Genomic DNA, 18,881 nt, shown 5'->3' with positions numbered 1-18,881 from the left:
CGAGGCGCTACGTTGAACAACCCTTCCAGCGTCACCGGCCGCTCGACGGCCGCGCCGCCCGTGCGTGGGTGGCGTGCCGCGTTTCCTCCCGCGCAGTGGCTGCGAAGCTATCGGCCTCGATGGCTCGTGAAGGACGCGGTCGCCGGCGTGACGCTCGCGGCCTATGGCATTCCGGTATCGCTCGCGTATGCGTCGCTCGCGGGCTTGCCGGCTCAATACGGCATCTACGGCTATCTGGCCGGCGGCGTCTGTTACGCGCTGTTCGGCTCGTCGCGCCAGCTCGCGATCGGCCCGACCTCGGCGATTTCGATGCTGGTCGGCGTGACGGTCGCGACGATGGCCGGCGGCGACCCGGCGCGCTGGGCTTCGATTTCGGCGCTCACGGCCGTGTTGATCGCCTGCATGTGTGTGATCGGCTGGCTGCTGCGGTTGAGCTCGCTCGTCAGCTTCATCAGCGAGACAATCCTGCTCGGCTTCAAGGCGGGCGCCGCGCTGACGATCGCGATGACCCAACTGCCGAAACTGTTCGGCGTAAAAGGCGGCGGCGAGTTTTTCTTCGAACGGATCGCCGTGCTGTGGGGGCAGCTTCCGCTCACCAACGTCAGCGTGCTCGGGTTCGGCCTCGTTTGCATCGCGTTGCTGCTGCTCGGCGAAAAATTTTTGCCGGGGCGTCCGGTGGCGCTCGTCGTCGTCGCTGCCTCGATCGTCGTGTTGTCGGTCACGCCGCTGGCCGACCGCGGATTCACGCTGGTGGGCGCGCTGCCGCGGGGCTTGCCTGAATTCCGTCTGCCAGGGCTGCGGTTGCGCGATGTCGACGGCATCGTCCCGCTCGCGTTCGCGTGTCTGCTGCTGGCCTATGTCGAGAGCGTTTCGGCCGCGCGCGCGCTTGCGCAGGCGCATGGTGACGAGATCGACGCCCGCCAGGAATTGCTGGGTCTCGGAGCGGCCAATCTGGCCGCGGGATTGTTCCAGGCCTATCCGGTCGCGGGCGGCCTTTCGCAATCGTCAGTGAATGACAAGGCCGGCGCGAAAAGTGCGCTTGCGCTGGTATTCGCGTCGCTCGCGATCGGATTCTGCCTGATGTTCCTCACCGGGCTGCTCGCGAATCTGCCCAACGTCGTGTTGGCGGCGATCGTGCTCGTGGCCGTGAAGGGCCTCGTCGATGTCGGTGAATTGCGTCATATGTGGCGTGTGAGCCGCTTCGAATTCGCGATTTCGATGGTGGCGTTCGCGGCGGTGTTGTTGTTGGGCATCCTGAAGGGCGTGATCGTCGCGGTGCTCGTGTCGATGCTGCTGATCATCCGCCGCGCCGCGCATCCGCATGTCGCGATGCTGGGGCGTATTCCCGGCACGCGCTATTTCTCGGATCTCGAACGTCATACCGAAAACGAAACGATTGCACATGTGCTGGCGGTGCGCGTCGAAGCGTCGTTGCTGTACTTCAACGTCGAGCACGTGCGCGAGACGATCTGGCGATTGATCCACGCCGCGCCCGAGCCTGTCCGGCTCGTGATCTGCGATCTGTCCGCGTCGCCGGTCGTCGATCTGGCGGGCGCGCGCATGCTCGAAGCGTTGCACGTCGCGCTTCAGGCCGCGGGCACCGCGATGAAGGTCGTCGGCGCCCACGCGGAGGTGCGCGACATGCTGCGCGCCGAGGGACTCGAAGTTCGTGTCGGCCACATCGGCCGGCGCGCTTCGGTGGCGGACGCCGTCGACGCGTTCCAGCAAAACGGCGATCTCGCGGACGACGCGAAGCGCAGATGACGCAGATGAAATCGAGGAGATACCCATGTCATGCCAATTTCGTTCCGGCTCCCGCGCGCTCACGCGGTGGCTCGCGGCGGCGCTGCTGGCCGGCCCCGTTTTGTGTCATGCATCGAACCTGAACTTTCTGAAGGACACGCCCATTACGTACATGCGCGACGCTGACCGTAAAGCGCTCAACAATGCGGCGCAAAAGGCACTCGACACAAAAAAGGATGGCGAATCGATCGAGTGGAGCAATGCGGGGACCGGCAATCCCGTTTCGATCACGGGCACGGTGACGCCGCGGGATACGACGCAGGACGGCGACCGAACCTGCCGGACCGTGACGCTCGTCGCGGTCGCGAAAGGGCAGACCCAGAGCTGGACGCCGGTCGCCTGCAAAACCGGCAATGGGCTGTGGAAAGTTCTCAGGAAATAAGGACGCGCGCGTAAGCAGTGCATCAATTTCGTCAGACCAAGGTCGTATTGTTTTGCCTCGCCGGAAGAACCATTGTATTCACCGGAAAAGACCGATTCCGGAGCTCGGCTGACCTCTGGAGAAAACCGGGCGGCCGCTATCCATTTACGACACACCCGCTCTCACGTCGGTGTCAACGGGCGAACCGCTCTCGCCGCAGTCACGGCGACGCTGCTAGTGGCCATTGCAATCGGACAGATGCGCATCACGGTGTCGCCGAACGTCAAATCGATCAGCTCGGAATGGACCGACGCCAATCCGATGCTGAACATGTCGTCGTTCGTCACGACGTGGGCCGAACCCGAAGCGGCGGAGACCGCGAAGCGCAACATCTTCAAGAACTATATCGACCATGACATGTACCCGCAGGCGTTCGCGATGGAATTGCTGATGGTCCAATGGCTGCATCACCGATGGAACGGACCCAAAGGCGTCGAGCCGTATGGCACCGCGACGGTGGGTTCGTCGGAGGCCTGCATGCTGGCCGGTCTCGCGCACAAATGGAACTGGCGCAAGAACCGGGAAGCGCAAGGCAAGGACGGCAGCAAACCGAACATGGTGACGGACGGCAACGTGCAGATCGTATGGAAGAAATTCCTTCGCGATTTCGACGTCGAGCCGCGCATCGTGCCGTTGACGCCAGGCAACTACAGGTTGACGGCCGAACATCTGGACAAGTACGTGGATCAAAACACGATTGCCGTCGTGGCCCTCGCGGGGCAAACCTTCACCGGCGGGGACGACGATATCCAGGGCGAAATGCCGACTGCGACGTTGAACTTCAGCCGTAACGCGTTGCAGGTGGCCGTGCAGTACTACATGTTCCTCAGGCACGGTTTCGAAGGCTATCGAAGGATCATGCAGCACACGCTCGATAACGCGATCGCGTTGCGGGGCGTTCTCGTCGAAAGCGGATACTTCACGATGGTGAACGAAACGCAGCGGATTCTGGTCGTGGCCGTGACGCTCGACAGCAAGATCAAAAATTTCAACGAGTTCGACGTTTCGAACAAGGTGCGCGAAAAAGGCTGGGTGCTCTCGGCCTATTCGATGCCGCCCAACGCGGAATCGGTCAACAGCCTGCGGGTCGTGGTGAGGCCGCATGTCAACCGGACCGTGGCGGGACTGCTTGCCAACGACATCGTCAGCGCGTGCAAATACCTCGAACAACATGGCGGCAACGCGACGCCGCCCGAGTTGCACAGACACGCGGCGGGGCAGGAGACGCCGAGCAAGTGCTGAGCGTGACAGACGGGACGTCCGGGGCTATCGCGAAGACTGAGGTGGAAGGCAGCATCGTGCCCGGCGGCGATTGCCGTGTTTGTCGCATTGAGTGGCACCCGCCAACGCATGCACGCCGTCATGCAATGGGCGTGGGCACATGGCCATATTGCGGCCAACACGGTTAGCGTGGTCGATCACATCCTGCCGAAGCTCCACACGCGTCACGATGTGCATTCCCACGCGGACAAATGTTGACATTTCGCTGAACGTAGCGAAACCCTAAAATCATCCATCGCCCATTCCATAGCCCTGTGGTCGCCTGCTAGCTTGGCAGCCCCAACAGCTACAGAGGAGTTCGGAATGTCGTATCAACAGAATTCGGACGGCGTGCGCGTCGTGCTCAGTGCGCCGCAACTGGCCGCGGTACTCTCCCGCCAGTCGATCAGCCCCACCGAGATGCTTTCCAACCGGCTATGGGGCGGTCTGCAGGTTGTCGGCGGGGTGCTGGAAGTAACCGTAATTCTGAAGTTTCAGGAATATAACAATATGCCGTACTACATATTAACCGCCCACGTCGGCTAAGGATAACCAATGTTATCAGAGCGCTACCCTAGAATGTACGAGCTTTTCGGCGCGTATTTCAATGAGGATTTTGATTTGTGGGGAAACACAATCCCTGAAATTGTCTCATGCTATAAAAATGATATCCCACTGGAATATCGAAAAGAAATAATTGATGAAATAAATTCGTTCATAAATGAACATCCGTCCGACCTGGATTCTGCGTTCGAAAGAGATTACGGTTCAGGGTTTGATCCTAATCTGTGGGGCCACACTACAGCCTCATTCCTTGACGAGCTGAAGCGCCTTCTGAGCGAGTAATCCACTGGTCGCCGCGCGAGGGTGGTTCGATGCCACCCGGCGCATGCACGCGCGGCGATGTTCGCGGAAAAGCTGGAACACAACGTGCGATGCACGAGCAAGCTCAATTAGCTTGTCGGAGCGTTGCTCGTATTCGAGCCGGCGCAGCAGGGCAAGGAAATGCACAGCTGCTATCGGCCAACGCGGGCCGGCGCATTAGTGAGTCGTGAGCGACGGCGCGATAAGCGCCTGTTCCGTCTTTTCCTGCCCTACGTTCACACGTATCCCATACCGATGCCGGAAACCCGGGAACTTTTCTGGCTACACGTCGCCAACCGGCTTCGTATCCGCGATGCCGATGATTTATTTTTCGTGGCGACGGTAACTATGAATCTGATCGTTGCTGCTTTGGCATATGTGGCGATCATGAGGCTGTGGCGATACTATCGAAGGCGAGATGAGCACATGGAATGGTCAAGCCTTGTAGTGCGCGCACTGCGCGCCGTCCGCGAAATGCCTGCCATGTTGATGCATAATTTGTCCAGCGCTTCGCGGCTCATGCACAAGGCAAACACATGGAACACTCTTACGCTAACGACGATACCGGCAATCTGATCCTGCTCGAGCACGTGAACCTGAAGATTCCCAACCAGGTGCTCGCGACCGCCTTCTACGTCACCGGACTCGGGCTCACGCGCGATCCGTTCGTGATGACCGGTATCGACAATATGTGGATCAACATCGGCCGGTCGCAGATTCACCTGCCGCACGGGGCGGCGCAACGTCTGCGCGGCAGTGTCGGTCTTGTGGTGGGCGAACTCGAAGCGCTCGCGATGCGTCTGCGCTCGGTCGAGCCACTGCTCGCCGGCACTGCGTTCGGATGGACGGAGCGCTCCGGCAGCATCGAAGTGACCTGTCCGTGGGGCAACCGTTACGAGTGTCTCAATCCCTCCAGCCGATCCGCGTCGGACCGCTGGTCGGAAATCGATCTTGGCATCGCGTTCGTGAAGATCGATGTACCGGTCGGCAGCGCGTTGCCGATCGCGCGCTTCTACCGCGATATGTTCGATGCGACCGTCGACATCGAAGAGAAGCATCGATTGCACCGCGCGGTGATCGACATCGGCACGCATCAGCTGCTGCTGTATGCGGAAACGACCGAGCCCATTCCTGAATACGACGGACACCACATCGCCATTTACACCGCTGCTTTTTCGGAGCCGTTCAAGCGCCTCAACGCAAAAGGCCTCGTATATGGAGAAGTGCCACACCAATACCGATTTGCCGACCTCGTCGATCTGTCGTCCGGAGAGCGTTGCTTCAGGCTCGAGCACGAAGTGCGGAGCCTGCATCATCCGCTCTACGCGCGAGCGCTGGTGAACCGGAATCCGGAACAGACCAACCAGAACTATCTGAAGGGTGCCGATTCGCGCGGCGGCCGTTTCTGATGTCGCCCGGCGCACTGCTGGTGCACGCTGATCGATTCCCATTCCTTAACGATTTAATCTAGAAAATCCACACCACATGGCCTACCCTTAATCGAGCCGGTTTTCCGCGGACCCGTGCATCACTTCTCCCCACTCTGCGAAGCCGACCCATCCTGACAAAGCTAACAACGATTCGACGTCGTACGCATTTGTTGTCTGCGGGGGTTGCGCCATCGTGCTCTTTCACGCTGTCGTCCGCGTGGATCCATGTCGCACTCCTGCGCTGCAATTAATAGGAACAATAAAAAGCTAGGAGACGCTCATGTCATTCAACCGCATTCAAGGAATTGTCGGCCTGCCACTGCTCGCCATCGCGTTCGGCTTGCCTGCGGCCCATGCCGCGGACGAAGTACAGAACAGCTCGACCACCACCGCCGCGCCGGTGCCATCGACGCTTCAGCCCGTGACCCAGGATCAGCTCGATCGCGCCGGCAGCATGACGGCGGTCTGGCTGCATTCGAACGGCTCGTACGCGCAGACGCGCTATTACCCCGGCTCGCAGATCAACCGGACGAACGTCGCGAAGCTCAGGCCGGCGTTCATCTTCCAGACGGCCGTCAGCGAGTCGATGGAAACGGCGCCGATCGTGAAGGACGGCGTGATGTTCCTGACCACGTCGTTCAATCACGTATACGCGATCGATGCGACGACGGGCAAAGAGTTCTGGCATTACAAGCACAAGATGGGTCCGGTCACGACGTTCTGTTGCGGGCCGAACAATCGTGGCGTCGCGATTTCGGGTGACCGGCTCTATATGGGCACGCTCGACTCCAAGCTCGTCGCGCTCGACGCCAAAACCGGCAACGTGCTGTGGCAAAGCCAGATCGCCAATCCCGACGAGGGCTACTCGGAAACGATGGCGCCGACGGTCGTCGACGGCAAGGTGCTGATCGGCACGAACGGCGGCGAGTACGGCATTCGCGGCTTCGTGAAGGCGTACGACGCGAATTCCGGCCAGTTGCTGTGGACCTTCTACACGATTCCGGAAACCGGCCAGGAAGGCGTGTGGGCCACCAAAGACGCGACCGGCCGCGATGAGAAGCGCGATATCGACGCGGAGAAGAAGCAGCTGGCCGACAAGGGCGGCGACTTCTACAAGACGCTCGGCGGCGGCGTCTGGATGACGCCGGCGATCGACCGGCAGACGCATACGGTGTACTTCGTGGCCGGCAATCCGTCGCCGGACCTGTATGGTGCGATCCGGCCGGGAGACAACCTCTATACGGATTCGCTCATCGCGATCGATCTCGACACCGGCAAGTACAAATGGCACTACCAGTACGTGCCGCACGACGTGTGGGACCTGGACGCGGCGAGCCCGCCGGTCCTGATCGACGTGCGCGACAACGACGGCAAGATGATTCCCGGCATCGTGCATGCGGGCAAGACCGGTCACGTGTACGTGCATGATCGCGCGACTGGCCGTTTGATCCGCTTCTCGCAGGCGATGATTCCGCAGGAGAACATGTGGACCTTGCCGACCGCGGCCGGCGCGCGCATGCTGCCGGGCGCGAACGGCGGCGTCGAGTGGTCGCCGATCGCATTCGATCCGCACACGCGCCTCGTCTACGCGGCCAACCTGCATCAGCCGATGACGTATCAGGTCGAGGATGCCGCCTATCCCGGCGGTAGCAAGCTGTGGCTCGGCGGCGCGTTCAAGGTGATTCCGAGCGAGCAGCAATGGGGCAAGCTGTCGGCCGTCAACGTCGACACCGGCAAGATCGCATGGGACTACAAGACCGAGCAGCCGCTGATCGGCGGCGTGCTCGCGACTGCGGGCGGTCTCGTGTTCAACGGCGAGGGCAACGGCCTGTTCCGCGCGTTCGATGCCGCCAGCGGCAAGAAGCTGTGGGAGTTCCAGTGCGGCGCGGGCGTCAACGCGCCAGCCGTGTCGTACACGGTGAACGGCAAGCAGTACATCGCGGTGGCGGCGGGCGGCAATACGCAGCTCGACTACAAGCGCGGCAATAGCGTCATCGTGTTCGCGGTGCCATGAGGCGGCCGGCGCTGCGGGGAGCGCCGGGTGTGGCGCGCGCTGCGCGGGTGGCGCTGCTGTGCGGCGGGTTGATCGCCGCGTCGCTGCCGTCGGGCGCGCGCGCCGACGCCGAGGCGGGCAAGGCGAAAGCGCAGGTGTGCGTGGCCTGTCACGGGCCGATGGGCAATTCGACCAGTCCGGACTATCCGATTCTGGCCGGGCAAACCGCGCGCTACCTGTATCTGGAGCTGAAGGACTTCAAGCAGGGGCGGCGCAGCGATCCGCGCATGTCGCCGATGGCGGCGAACCTGTCGAGCGAGGATATGCAGGACCTCGCCGACTACTTCGCCGCGCAGAAGCTCGTGCCGGTGCCGTTCAACGCGGATGGCGCGAGCATCGAAGCGGGCCGCAAGAAGGCCGCCGAGGTGCTGTGCACGATGTGCCACCTGGGCGGCTTTTCCGGGCTGAACGAGATTCCGCGGGTAGCGGGCCAGCAGTATCAGTACATCGTCAAGCAATTGCAGGACTTTCGCTCGCGCACGCGCACCAACGATGCGGGCAACATGACCAGCGTCACGCGCAATCTGACCGACGACGACATCCAGCATCTGGCCGCCTATATCAACAATCTTCAGTAGCACGGGGGACGACATCATGACAGTGCTGTTCACCCGGCCGCTTGCGGCCGCCGTCGTGCTCGCCGCCGCGTTCGGCGGCGCGTTCGGCGGCGCGTTCGGCGGTTATGTGCCGGCGCTCGCGCAGGACCAGGGGGAAATCAACCGCCAACTGCTGTCGGCCGCCAGGGACGACGATCAGCAGTCCGTCGCCGCGGCGTTGCAGCGCGGCGCGTCGGTCGATGCGATGAACCGGATCGGCGACACCGCGCTCGTCACCGCGTGCAAGAAAGGTGATACGGCGATGGCGCGCACGCTGATCGAGCGCGGCGCGAACGTGCAGCATGCGAACGCGCCGGGCGATACGCCGCTGATGGCCGCCGCCTACGGCGGCTTCGACGAGATCGTCGCGCTGCTGCTCGCGCATGGCGCCGATCCGCTCGCGACGGATCGCGTCGGCAAGACCGCGATGGAATATGCGGCGGGCCAGGGGCAAACCAGGGTCGTGAGTGAGCTGCTCGATGCCGGCATCGACGTGAACCGGACCTACAAGAACGATCTGACCGCGCTGATGTGGGCGGCGGGATACGATCGCGCGGAAACCGCCCAATTGTTGCTGGCGCGCGGCGCGAGCCGGTCGTTGAAGGACAACCGGGGGATGACGGCGAAAGATATCGCGGTGCAGACGAAGTCGGAGCGGGTCGCGGGGTTGTTGTCGGCGAGTTAGGGGCTCGAATCACGCGCGCCATGCCGGCCGCGCTTGCGCCAGAATCGCCGGCAGTGCTTCGAACGAATCGATCAGTGCGTCGCAGCGCGGCATGTCCGGGCCGCTCGCGCTGCCATAGCCATAGCTGACGATAAAGACCGGCAAACCGGCCGCGCGCGCCGCCGCGACATCGACCGATGAATCGCCGACCAGCGCGCAACGTTCGGGCTCGACGTCGAGCAGCCGGCACGCGTGCCAAAGCGGCTCGGGCGACGGCTTCATGCTCGCCACGGTGTCGCCCGCGACCAGCACGTCGAGATAAGCGGCAAGCCCCGTTTTATCGAGTAGCGCTGCCGCCAGCGACTGTGGCTTGTTGGTCACGCACGCGCAGCGGTAGCCGCGCCGCCGCAATCCGCGCAAGCCGGCCATCACGCCAGGAAAGACCCGACCCAGCTCGGCGTTGGTCATCGCGTAGTGCCGCTCGAACACGGCCTGCGCGTGCTCCAGCTCGACGTGCTCGCCGAGGCTCGCGGCGTGCAGCGAGCGTCGCACGAGTTGGCGCACGCCGTTACCGATGAAGCCGGTCACCATGTCATACGGCAGCGGCGCGGCGCCGAAGTCCCTCAGCATCAGACCGGCGGCCGCGACGATGTCCGGCGCGGTATCGACCATCGTGCCGTCCAGATCGATCAGGACGGCGCGGCAATCGTGGTTGATCGTCATCGCGCGCTGCCGGTCGCGCGCGCTTGGGCCCCGTTCAGTGCGCCGCGCGCGGCCGGATCGGGACGGCGCGCGGCGTCGTGATGCCAGCGGCGCAGTGTCGCCAGATCCACCCAGCGAGGCCATTCGCCGCACACCATCGAAACAATCGGTGCATGCGGATCGCCGAGATGAGGCAGCACGGCCAGCGCGCCATCGAAGTCCTCATGCGCGGTAAACGCGCTCGGCGTGACGACGACCGGCACGCGCGCGGCGCGCGCCGCCAGCAGGCCGTTGCGCGAGTCTTCGAAGGCGAGGCAGGCAGCGGGCTGCAAGCCCAACTGTTCGAGCACGTGGCGATAGACGTCGGGAGCGGGCTTTTTCGCCGGCGTGGTGCCGGCGTCGCCGATAGCCGCGAAGCGATGGCGCCAGCTCGCACCGAAATGCGCATGCAGCAGCGCGTCGAGGTTGGCGGGCGTCGTGGTCGTCGCGATCGCCACGCGCAAGCCGGCCTCGTTCGCTTCGTCGATCAGACGCGCGATGCCGGGTCGCAGCGGCACGCCGCGCTCGCGCATCCGCTCGGTGTAGTGGCGCGTCTTCAGCGCGTGCAGCGCGTCGACCGCCTCTCGCACCCGCGCGCCACCGGCTTCCTCGCAGTCGACCGTGCGCCAGTAATGGAGCAGACGCTCCTTGCCGCCCGCCACTTTCAGGAGACCCGCATAGAGCGCCTCGTCCCAGAACCAGTCGAGGCCCGCTTCCGCAAACGCGGCGTTGAATGCGTGCAGATGAGCGGTCTCGGTGTCGGCGAGCGTACCGTCGACGTCGAAGATAAGGGCTTGCATCGTGCGGTCCTCCCGAGGGCGGTGTGTCGTTCAGACACGCACCACGATAGCCGAGCCGCTCGCCGATGCAAATTCAGAGATTCTTTCGCCGCCGATAAGGCGGACTTTAGGTACCCGCGCGCATCTGAACTCGCGCGCCGCGCGGCGTCAATTGCCCAACCGCGGATCGGTCACGAAGCCCATCTTCGTCAGCCCGCCGCGCTGCGCCGCCGACATCACGATCGCCACCCGCTCATACGGCACCTTGCGATCGGCGCGCAAATGCAGCTCCGGCTGCGGCGTCGCGAGCGCGGCTTGCGCGATGCGCGCGCGCAAGCCGTCGTCGCTCACGGGCTGACCATCCCACATGACGGTGCCCTCCGCCTGCACCACGACGTCCACGTGCGCGGGCTTGACCGCTTCCGGCTGGCTGCTCGCGTGCGGCAGATCGACCCGGACCGCATGTTGCAGCGCCGGGATCGTCACGAGAAAAATGATCAGCAGCACCAGCATCACGTCGACGAGCGGCGTCATGTTGATCTCGTTCATCAGACCTTGATCGTCGTCGTCGGAGAAAGGGCTCATTGCCATTCGAGGTCTCCGTCACGGCTTGCGCCGGTCGCGTTCGTCGCGTTGGTGCCGCGCGGCACCACGCGCATCTGCGGCCCGGCGCTCGACGGCAATTGCGAGCCGGTCACGAAGTACGCATGCAAGCCGTGCGCGAAACGCTTCAGGCGCGCGACGATCGAGCGGTTCGCGCGCGTCAGGCCGTTGTAGCCGAGCACGGCGGGAATCGCGACGAAGAGCCCGAACGCCGTCATGATCAGCGACTCGCCGACCGGACCGGCGACATGATCGATCGACGTCTGACCGGTTTCGCCGATCACGATCAGCGCATGGTAGATGCCCCATACGGTGCCGAACAGCCCGACGAAAGGCGCGGTGCTGCCGATCGACGCGAGGATCGCGAGGCCGCTTTGCAGGCGCGCGATCGTCTCGTCCATCGTGTCCTGCAGACGCCGGGTGATCCAGTCGGACACGTCGATCCGGTCGTGCAGATGCTGCTGCGTCTGCCGATGGTGCGTCGCGGCTTCATGGCCCGCCAGCGCGAGCGCGAGCAGCGGGTTGTCGCGCGCGGTCGATTCCGGGTGGCCGAGGCTGCGCAGTCCGTCGTCGAAGCGGTCCGCGCTCCAGAAACGCGCGTCGCTGTGGCGGGTCACGCGCCTGAGGCGGATGAGTTGCCACAGCTTCACGATGATCACCGTCCACGACAGCACCGACATGATCACGAGCACGCTCAGGATGCCGCGCGTGACGATATCACCTGAATCCCAGACGTTTGCGAGTCCATAGTGTTGCATGGCGAGTTCCTTCGTTGGGTGTCCCTGGTCCGATTCGCGGTTCGCTCACTCGGTCAGTCCGAACACGAACGATTGCGAGTACGCGGCGCGCACCGGCGTGCCGTTTTCGGTGTACGGCTGACAGGCGCCCGCATGCACGGCGGCGAGCGCTGCGTCGTCGAGCCGCGCGGAGCCGCTGCTGGTTTGCAGCTGCGCCGTTTCGATATGCCCGCTCAACCCGACGACGAAACGCACGATGGCGGTGCCATGCTCGCCGCGCCGCTTCGAGACGTCGGGATAGTCGGGCTTCGGAATCGAGCAGTCGACATGCGACACGTTGCGCGGCTCGCTCGACGCGGGCATCGCCGGATGGACGGCGGGCGCCGCTGCCGCCGACGGCGCGGCGGCCGCTGCCGTCTCGGGCACGGCGGCTTGCGGGGCTGGCTGCGCGCTGCTTTCGCGCGACGCGGACGGCTTGGGCAGCGGCGTTTCCACACTGCGCGGCACCTGCGTGCGCGGCTGTGGCGCCGGTTTGACGCGCGCGGCGGGGCGCGTGACGGGCGGCGTGGTCGCCGGCGGAACGACAGCGGCGGGCGTGGGCGGCGCCGCAGGCGAAACGACGGGAGCTGGGGGCTCGGGGCTTAGCAGCAACGCGGTGATCGTGCGCGGCTCGACCTGACGCTCGACGATGCTGTTGCGCGCGCTCAACGCGATGGCGAGCAGCACCAGATGCGCGACGATCACGGCGCCCAGCACGATGGCCACGCCACGGTAACCGGCCGCGCGATGCGTAGGACTTGCTGGGTTCACCATGGCAACTTGCAGCATCATCGCCACCTCCGCGCTCATTGTCCCTCGCAGCCGCTGCTTTTCAAACCCGCAACGGCCGGCGCGAAGCAATTCGGGAAAATCTCCCGTCCGATTCGCGTTGTCAAACAATCGCCCGGTGGGCTACCTTGAAACGATGACGCGAACCATCGCGGCGCCGCGATTTCAACCCGGAGTACCACGATGCTGGAGACACGGATTTTCCCCCGACCGCCGCGCCGTTCCGTCGCGCTGACCTGCGCGTTCGTGCTGGCCGCGAGCGCCGCGCATGCCGCGGCCGCGCCGCTCGCCTACGTGACGAGCGAGAAGGCCGGCGTCGGCGTGATCGATATCGACCAGATGACGCTGGCGCAGACCTTTCCGGTCGGCGCGGACGGCCCGCGCGGCCTGAGCCTGAACGCCGACGGCACGCGCCTGCTGGTCGCCAACAAGAACACGAACGATCTCGCGGTGATCGACACCGCCACGGGCAAGGTCGTGCAGCGCGTGAAGATCGGCAAAAACCCTGAATATGTGCGCGTGCGCAACGGTTACGCGTACGTGACCTACGAGCCCGGCGAGGAGAGCGGCCCACCGGGAGCCAAACCGGCAGGCAAACCCGACGCGAACGCGGGCGGCAAGCCAGGCGCCGACGACGACGACGCGAACAAGCCGCCCGCCGAAATCGCGATCATCGATATGAAAAACTGGCGTGTGATCCGCTCGGTCACGAGCGGCCACGAAACCGAAGGCATTGAGTTCTCGCGCGACGGCCAGACGATGCTCGTCACCAACGAAGGCGACGATACGGTGTCGATCTATCACGCACGAACCGGCGCGCCGATCCGAACCGTGAAGCTCGCGGCGGGCGGCCGGCCGCGCGGCATCCGGCTGTCGCCCGACGGCAAGCACTATGTGGTCACGCTGGAGTCGCTCAGCAAGCTGGTCGTGATCGACGCGCACACGTTCGACGTCATCAAGACCGTCGACACCAAACTCGGGCCCTATGGCGTCGCGTTCGGTCCGAACGGTCAGCGGCTCTTCGTGGCCGCCGCGCGCGACAAGGTGGTGCAGGTGTTCGACGGTCACACGTACGAACATGTCGCCGATGTGCCGGTCGGCCAGCGCTGCTGGCATTTCAGCTTCACGCCGGACGGCTCGAAGCTGATGGTCGCGTGCGGGCGCTCCGACGCGGTCTATGTGCTCGACGCGAACAGTTATCAGCCGATCAAGCAGATCGGCGAGCTGCCGCTCGCTTGGGGCATCGTCACGTATCCGCGCAGCGACGGCTCGATCGAATCGCATTGAGCTGGGCGGGCGAATGAGCTGTTATCGGGTCCTGCCATACCAGTATGTTCGCCCGTGGCACCGCCGCCGCGAGTTGTTCGCGGGTGAGGGTCATTGCGCGTCTGCATCCAGGCGTCGATGACCTCGGGAATGATGCTCAGCGCGCCGCCGCCGCATGCGCTGAGCATGGCGTCTATGGCTGATTGCATCACGTTCTCCTTGCCTCGGACGCGACCGAACAAACCGACACTCGCGAGACCATTCTGTCTCCGGACGGCAGTCGATCCGGATCTGCCCTTCGCCACAATCGAACTCGGCGGTGGCTTTCAAGTAGAATGGCCGCCCTGGTGGTCTATCGGTGGCGGGGCGCCTGCCGGCCATGCACAGTTGTTTTCGCCAGGAAGAACCCGTAGCGCGTCCACTTGGGTAGCCCGTCATAAAGTAGTGCGTGCGATACTTCTCCGCCGTCGCCATGCTACGCCACCAGGATCTCGAATTGTGTTAGACGTCCGTAAGTATTCGTATTTTTCCGTTTCGCGATGAGTGATTCTCACGAGCGGGGTAGGTTCCTGGCGCATTTAGGCTATGTTCTGATTGTAGTGCTGCTGCGCGTCTTCGCAGTCCTTCCCTATACGCTCGTCGCAAGGTTCGGCAGCGCGCTTGGGGCAATGCTATATGCACTTCCAAGTTCCCGAAAACATATCGTTCTCGTCAATCTGCGTCTCTGTTTTCCCGGCAAGAGCGAGTGCGAGTACGACGACATTGCCAGAAACCATTTTCGCCACGTCGTTCGAAGCTATTTCGAACGAGGGATTCAATGGTTTGGCAGCGCGCAAAGGATACGGAAGCTGGTCCACATCGAAAGTCGAATCGATCTGGAAGACAGGAATGCTCCACCGACCATCTTTCTGGGCTTCCATTTCGTGAGCATCGAGGTTGGCTGCATACTCTACTCAACGCGCCTGCCCGCCGCCTCACTGTATACACGCATGTCGAACGCGCGCCTTTGCAATCTAGCCAAGCGGCAACGCGGCAGATTTGGCGCCGAGATGATTGAACGTTCGACAAGCGCCAGAAAGATCGTCGGCTTACTTCGTTCAGGCAAACCAGTCATGCTGGCTGCTGATATGGATCACGGCACACACAACTCCGTTTTTGTGCCGTTTTTTGGCGTCCCCGCCTGCACACTCACTTCGGTTTCGCGCCTTGCTCGACTGGCCAATGCGCGGGTTGTACCATTCGTGACTGAAGTATTGCCCGATTACCGCGGGTATAAGCTGACCATCTTCGAGCCGCTCAGCGACTTTCCTTCAGAAAGTGAGACGATCGACGCGCGCCGAATGAATGAGTTTCTTGAAACGCAGATCAGTCAGTGCCCAGCGCAATATTACTGGGTGCATCGTCGCTTCAAGAATCGTCCACCGGGCGTGCCAGGCGTGTACTGAGCACGCCGTCCGTAAGGCATGCGACCGTTCCTGGTTGTGTGCTTTCGTGAGGGAACGCGATGAGCTCGACTGACAAGCACAGGTCCGCTATCTGACTGGACGCGGCCTGACTACCGGGCACCCGGGCCGACGTCGATCCCTGCTCTCGCGTCGATCTCAGCCGGAGTGCTTCGCCTCGCGTTCGCGTGAGAGTGCAGCGTCGATCGCCTGGATAGCGTAAAGGAAACCTGACTTCCCGCCTTCTTGCTTGAGCCGCCGGAGTTCGTTCAACGATGCCAGGTCCCGATTGCCCTTCCCGTATGAGACAAGCGCGCGTGCGCGTGCCACGAAGAAAGCCGAAAAGGCTGACGGCTCGCGGCGTGCGTAATCCTCAAGGGCTGCAGCATGGTGTGCAGCGTCATCCCAGCGTCGCCAGTCGATGCATGCGTCGATCGCGTCACGTCGAAAGAGAAAGTGATTGTGGCTCACCGCCCCGGCGGCGAGCCAGGCTTCCCCTTCCGCGAGCGCACTCCCGAAGACGGCGACGTCATCTGTCGCCCGCGCAAGGACGCCGAGATAGGTTGCGCCCAGGTAGGTCATGCCTGTTTCCCGGCTGATTGCCAGCGCCTCCGCGATATCGTCGAGCGCTTCGCCGCGGCGGCCGGCGACACGATGTAATTCCGCGCGAAACGCGAGCGCTTCGCCTTCGAATCGCCTTGATTTCAGCTCGCGCGCGCACTGGAGCGCCGGGCCGACATGCTCCCAGGCACGATCCCAGTCCGCGAGGTCGTGCAGGCAGTGCCAGACAGCGTGGTGGGCAACAGCGGCCGCACGTACGTGGCCGACCTTCTCAGCCGCCGTGACGCTGGCGAGAGCGGCATCGAGTCCGGCCTTCGCCTCGCCTGCAAACCAGGTCGTTATCGCGCGCATTGGAAGATTGGCCACCTCGATTCGTCCAAACCCGTGGCGTTGGCAGAGTTCGATGCAGCGACTGAAGGCGTCGTGTGCGCTGATCATCCGGCCGCGCATGTACTCTCCGTCTCCGAGCCCGCCCAGCGCAGCCGCCTCCTGTTCGGCGTCGCGCACTTCGCGCGCGAGAGCAAGGCTGCGCCCGTGTTCGCGTATGCAGCCGTCGATGTCGCCGCGTGGAAAGCACAGATTGCCGCGCAGGAAGTGAATGCGCGCTTCCTCGTGCAGGAGGTCTTCGGCGGTGGCGGCTGCGGCGGCGCAGTCGAGATCAGCCCATGCACCGTCGAGATCGTCTATGACCCGCTTCACGGTGGCACGCCCCATCCATGCCCGGCAACGTTCGGCGTCGTTAGCAGCAACCTCGAGGGCGTTTTCGAATGCTTCGAGTGCAGACGTCATGTCACCGACGTCATGCAGGATGTTGCCCCGGAGGCAGTCGAGTGCGACGCGGTCTGTCCGCGCATCCGCGAGTTCGAGCCCGCGTTCGACGAGCTGGAGCGCGGATTCATAGCGGTATCCGGACGCTTGCGAGCGCGCCGCGTCGCAATAGGCACGCGCCGCCTCGCAGTCCCCCGCGCGATCGAGATGCACGGCCCGCAGGACGGGCTCACGCTCGCCGTACCACTGTGCGGCGCGACGATGCAGCTCACGGCGCCGGCTTTTCAGAAGCCCGTCATAGACGCCGTCGCGAATCAGTGCGTGATGGAACATGAATCCGCTGCCCTGGCGCCGCAACAGGCGATCCAGCACAAGGGGTTCCAAGGCAGCGCCGGTGCCATCGACAAGATAGTCGAGCGCCTCCTTCTCAAAGATCTGGCCCAGCACCGAGGCCGCCTGCAGGACAGTTTTGTCCGTGGGATCAAGTCGATCCAGCCGCGCTTGCACGAGACTTCGCACCGAACCCGGCACGCCAGTTCCCGCAGTCTCCTCCGCGTTGCTGAGCAGTTGCTCGAGAAACAGCGGGTTGCCCGCGGCCCGTTCGATGCAGCGCTCCGCCAGATCCGCCTCTGCACCAGCAAACGATTCGGCCATCTCATGCGCCTCGCCAGCGCTCAGTGGACCCAGTTCGACGAGCGAGCACGGCGCGTCGGTTGCTGCGCGCCAGGACTGGTCGAGCGAATTGCCCAACGTCCGCGCTGTCATCACCAGCATGGCCGGACACCCGGCCACCGTCACGGATAGTCCGGCGAGGTCCCGAAGCGTCGACGCGTCCGACCAGTGAATATCTTCGACGACCAGTACCCGAGGCTGCTGAAGGCTGGCTCGTTGCACGAGCCTGGTCAAGACGTTCCGTCGGCCGCGAACGCGCATCGCATTGTCCATCGCCTCGTGGACCGTCCGGTCGTCGAGCGCCAGCGACACCGGATTCGTGCACCGCGCGGTTTGATTCCTCGCCCTTGCGCGTCGGGCAGCAGTCGGACCCTGAGCCGCCCTTCGGCCCAGTCTAGCTGCAACGGCGGCATTGAAGCCAGAACGGCCGAAAGATCGATGAAAGCAGCAGGGCGACTTTCCGGCGAAAGCGCTTTGAAGGGGGCAAACTAGGATGCTTTCCGGCAACGCCTCGCTCAGCGACACCACGCTTCGCAGACGAGGCCACAACCGGTTCTGCCCCCCGCAACTGAGGAGTTCCACGATGCCAGCTCATTCGCTCAACTTAAACGATCGTGTCGCCTTGGTGACCGGCGGCTCGCGCGGAATCGGACGCGCCATTTCGATCGCGCTTGCCGCAGCCGGCGCGGCGGTCGCCGTCAACTATCGGCAACGCGAGAACGACGCGGCCGACGTCGTCGCGGAAATCGAACGCGCCGGAGGCCGCGCGATCGCAGTATGCGCCGACGTATCGGTCGGAGACGACGTCGAAGCGATGATTGTCGAGGTGGAAAACCGCTTCGGCCTCATCGACGTGCTCGTGAACAACGCGGGCACCGCGACGATCGTCGACATCGACGATCTCGCGGAAGCGGAGTTCGATCGAACGCTCGCCGTCAATCTGAAATCGGCGTTTCTCTGCACGCAGGCAGTGCTGCCCGGCATGCGCGCGAGGCGCTGGGGCCGCATCGTCAATGTGTCGTCGGCCGCCGCCCGCGGCCCCGGCCTGGTCGGCGTTCACTACAACGCATCGAAAGCCGGCCTCGAAGGCTTGACGCGCGGCTATGCGGCACGGCTCGCCCGCGAAGGGATCACCGTCAACGCCGTTGCACCGGGACCGATCGACACCGAAATGGCTGGACCGCTTAAGGCGTCCAACGTCGCAGAAAGGCTGCCCGTCGGGCGCTTGGGCGAAGCGAGCGAGGTCGCGGAGGTCGTGCGGATGGTCGTCGGCAACGCATTCATCACGGGCCAAACGATCCCCGTCAACGGAGGCGCAAGCTTCATATAGATCCCTGGCCGCATCGCGCGCGAGAATGGTCGCGCGAGCAACGCAGTACACGCCCCATCTAAC

The 18,881-nt window shown here is 63.8% G+C and carries 18 protein-coding genes and 1 pseudogene; 13 read left to right on the top strand and 6 right to left on the bottom strand.

The window, feature by feature from the left end:
- Positions 1-12 precede the first annotated feature (12 nt).
- The 10 genes and pseudogenes from OKW43_RS03745 (at position 13) to OKW43_RS03700 (ending at position 9,112) form a co-directional block, all read left to right on the top strand.
- Positions 13-1,764 (top strand): SulP family inorganic anion transporter, encoded by a 1,752-nt coding sequence (locus OKW43_RS03745; RefSeq protein ID WP_187633375.1) that lies wholly within the window; start codon positions 13-15, stop codon positions 1,762-1,764.
- A gap of 25 nt (positions 1,765-1,789) precedes the next feature.
- Entirely contained in the window at positions 1,790-2,185 is a 396-nt protein-coding gene (locus OKW43_RS03740; RefSeq protein ID WP_429445353.1) for an RT0821/Lpp0805 family surface protein, read from the top strand.
- 237 nt (positions 2,186-2,422) lie between these two features.
- Positions 2,423-3,466, top strand: a complete 1,044-nt coding sequence (locus OKW43_RS03735) for a pyridoxal-dependent decarboxylase (protein WP_429447321.1) — start codon at positions 2,423-2,425, stop codon at positions 3,464-3,466.
- Between the two features lie 342 nt (positions 3,467-3,808).
- Positions 3,809-3,961 (top strand): annotated as a pseudogene (locus OKW43_RS03730) (RNase A-like domain-containing protein); the annotation flags it as partial.
- A 78-nt stretch (positions 3,962-4,039) separates the two neighbouring features.
- Positions 4,040-4,330 carry a contact-dependent growth inhibition system immunity protein gene (locus OKW43_RS03725; RefSeq protein WP_187633373.1) on the top strand — a complete coding sequence of 97 codons (291 nt, stop codon included), beginning with the start codon at positions 4,040-4,042 and terminating at the stop codon, positions 4,328-4,330.
- A 123-nt stretch (positions 4,331-4,453) separates the two neighbouring features.
- Positions 4,454-4,924 (top strand): hypothetical protein, encoded by a 471-nt coding sequence (locus OKW43_RS03720; RefSeq protein WP_429445351.1) that lies wholly within the window; start codon positions 4,454-4,456, stop codon positions 4,922-4,924.
- Positions 4,885-5,757: a VOC family protein gene (locus OKW43_RS03715; protein ID WP_429445349.1), complete on the top strand. Its 873-nt coding sequence runs from the start codon at positions 4,885-4,887 to the stop codon at positions 5,755-5,757. Before OKW43_RS03720 ends, OKW43_RS03715 begins: the two co-directional genes overlap by 40 nt.
- A gap of 301 nt (positions 5,758-6,058) precedes the next feature.
- Positions 6,059-7,792 (top strand): pyrroloquinoline quinone-dependent dehydrogenase, encoded by a 1,734-nt coding sequence (locus tag OKW43_RS03710; RefSeq protein ID WP_429445347.1) that lies wholly within the window; start codon positions 6,059-6,061, stop codon positions 7,790-7,792.
- Positions 7,789-8,409, top strand: coding sequence for a c-type cytochrome (locus tag OKW43_RS03705; protein ID WP_429445345.1), 621 nt, complete (start codon positions 7,789-7,791; stop codon positions 8,407-8,409). Before OKW43_RS03710 ends, OKW43_RS03705 begins: the two co-directional genes overlap by 4 nt.
- Before the next feature lie 16 nt (positions 8,410-8,425).
- Positions 8,426-9,112 (top strand): ankyrin repeat domain-containing protein, encoded by a 687-nt coding sequence (locus OKW43_RS03700; RefSeq protein ID WP_429445343.1) that lies wholly within the window; start codon positions 8,426-8,428, stop codon positions 9,110-9,112.
- A gap of 9 nt (positions 9,113-9,121) precedes the next feature.
- On the opposite strand, the gene gph is transcribed toward OKW43_RS03700, so the two are convergent.
- The 5 genes from gph to OKW43_RS03675 all read right to left on the bottom strand — a co-directional run bounded on the left by gph (position 9,122) and on the right by OKW43_RS03675 (position 12,782).
- Positions 9,122-9,814, bottom strand: a complete 693-nt coding sequence (gph, locus tag OKW43_RS03695; RefSeq protein ID WP_429445340.1) for a phosphoglycolate phosphatase — start codon at positions 9,812-9,814, stop codon at positions 9,122-9,124.
- Positions 9,811-10,632, bottom strand: a complete 822-nt coding sequence (locus tag OKW43_RS03690) for an HAD family hydrolase (RefSeq protein WP_187633367.1) — start codon at positions 10,630-10,632, stop codon at positions 9,811-9,813. Before OKW43_RS03690 ends, gph begins: the two co-directional genes overlap by 4 nt.
- Positions 10,633-10,779: 147 nt before the next feature.
- Positions 10,780-11,202, bottom strand: coding sequence for an ExbD/TolR family protein (locus tag OKW43_RS03685; protein WP_429445338.1), 423 nt, complete (start codon positions 11,200-11,202; stop codon positions 10,780-10,782).
- Positions 11,193-11,972 (bottom strand): MotA/TolQ/ExbB proton channel family protein, encoded by a 780-nt coding sequence (locus OKW43_RS03680; protein WP_429445336.1) that lies wholly within the window; start codon positions 11,970-11,972, stop codon positions 11,193-11,195. The genes OKW43_RS03685 and OKW43_RS03680 overlap by 10 nt, the downstream gene beginning before the upstream one ends.
- A gap of 45 nt (positions 11,973-12,017) precedes the next feature.
- Positions 12,018-12,782, bottom strand: coding sequence for a TonB family protein (locus OKW43_RS03675; protein ID WP_429445334.1), 765 nt, complete (start codon positions 12,780-12,782; stop codon positions 12,018-12,020).
- A 180-nt stretch (positions 12,783-12,962) separates the two neighbouring features.
- Here OKW43_RS03675 and OKW43_RS03670 point away from each other — a divergent pair, with 180 nt between their 5' ends.
- Both OKW43_RS03670 and OKW43_RS03665 read left to right on the top strand, forming a co-directional pair.
- Positions 12,963-14,066 carry a beta-propeller fold lactonase family protein gene (locus OKW43_RS03670; protein ID WP_187633363.1) on the top strand — a complete coding sequence of 368 codons (1,104 nt, stop codon included), beginning with the start codon at positions 12,963-12,965 and terminating at the stop codon, positions 14,064-14,066.
- 518 nt (positions 14,067-14,584) lie between these two features.
- Positions 14,585-15,490, top strand: a complete 906-nt coding sequence (locus OKW43_RS03665) for a lipid A biosynthesis lauroyl acyltransferase (RefSeq protein WP_187633362.1) — start codon at positions 14,585-14,587, stop codon at positions 15,488-15,490.
- A gap of 156 nt (positions 15,491-15,646) precedes the next feature.
- Here OKW43_RS03665 and OKW43_RS03660 read toward each other — a convergent pair whose 3' ends face one another.
- The gene (locus OKW43_RS03660; protein ID WP_429445331.1) at positions 15,647-17,800 is read right to left on the bottom strand and encodes a hypothetical protein; all 2,154 of its coding nucleotides are present in this window, start codon (positions 17,798-17,800) and stop codon (positions 15,647-15,649) included.
- Between the two features lie 271 nt (positions 17,801-18,071).
- On the opposite strand from OKW43_RS03660, the gene OKW43_RS03655 reads away from it, so the two are divergent.
- The gene (locus OKW43_RS03655) at positions 18,072-18,818 is read left to right on the top strand and encodes an SDR family NAD(P)-dependent oxidoreductase (RefSeq protein ID WP_429445329.1); all 747 of its coding nucleotides are present in this window, start codon (positions 18,072-18,074) and stop codon (positions 18,816-18,818) included.
- Positions 18,819-18,881 lie beyond the last annotated feature (63 nt).

It is taken from the genome of Paraburkholderia sp. WC7.3g (assembly GCF_050436345.1).
Taxonomy (GTDB): domain Bacteria; phylum Pseudomonadota; class Gammaproteobacteria; order Burkholderiales; family Burkholderiaceae; genus Paraburkholderia; species Paraburkholderia podalyriae.
Note: the sequence above shows the minus strand (reverse complement) of the source record. Positions and strands in the feature narration are given on the sequence as shown.

Coding starts and splice junctions, on each gene's coding strand:
- OKW43_RS03670 (WP_187633363.1), top strand. CDS start 12,963: ATGCTGGAGACACGGATTTTCCCCCGACCGCCGCGCCGTTCCGTCGCG.
- OKW43_RS03715 (WP_429445349.1), top strand. CDS start 4,885: ATGGAACACTCTTACGCTAACGACGATACCGGCAATCTGATCCTGCTC.
- OKW43_RS03740 (WP_429445353.1), top strand. CDS start 1,790: ATGTCATGCCAATTTCGTTCCGGCTCCCGCGCGCTCACGCGGTGGCTC.
- OKW43_RS03675 (WP_429445334.1), bottom strand. CDS start 12,782: ATGATGCTGCAAGTTGCCATGGTGAACCCAGCAAGTCCTACGCATCGC.
- OKW43_RS03680 (WP_429445336.1), bottom strand. CDS start 11,972: ATGCAACACTATGGACTCGCAAACGTCTGGGATTCAGGTGATATCGTC.
- OKW43_RS03690 (WP_187633367.1), bottom strand. CDS start 10,632: ATGCAAGCCCTTATCTTCGACGTCGACGGTACGCTCGCCGACACCGAG.
- gph (WP_429445340.1), bottom strand. CDS start 9,814: ATGACGATCAACCACGATTGCCGCGCCGTCCTGATCGATCTGGACGGC.
- OKW43_RS03705 (WP_429445345.1), top strand. CDS start 7,789: ATGAGGCGGCCGGCGCTGCGGGGAGCGCCGGGTGTGGCGCGCGCTGCG.
- OKW43_RS03710 (WP_429445347.1), top strand. CDS start 6,059: ATGTCATTCAACCGCATTCAAGGAATTGTCGGCCTGCCACTGCTCGCC.
- OKW43_RS03700 (WP_429445343.1), top strand. CDS start 8,426: ATGACAGTGCTGTTCACCCGGCCGCTTGCGGCCGCCGTCGTGCTCGCC.
- OKW43_RS03665 (WP_187633362.1), top strand. CDS start 14,585: ATGAGTGATTCTCACGAGCGGGGTAGGTTCCTGGCGCATTTAGGCTAT.
- OKW43_RS03735 (WP_429447321.1), top strand. CDS start 2,423: ATGCGCATCACGGTGTCGCCGAACGTCAAATCGATCAGCTCGGAATGG.
- OKW43_RS03685 (WP_429445338.1), bottom strand. CDS start 11,202: ATGGCAATGAGCCCTTTCTCCGACGACGACGATCAAGGTCTGATGAAC.
- OKW43_RS03725 (WP_187633373.1), top strand. CDS start 4,040: ATGTTATCAGAGCGCTACCCTAGAATGTACGAGCTTTTCGGCGCGTAT.
- OKW43_RS03655 (WP_429445329.1), top strand. CDS start 18,072: ATGCCAGCTCATTCGCTCAACTTAAACGATCGTGTCGCCTTGGTGACC.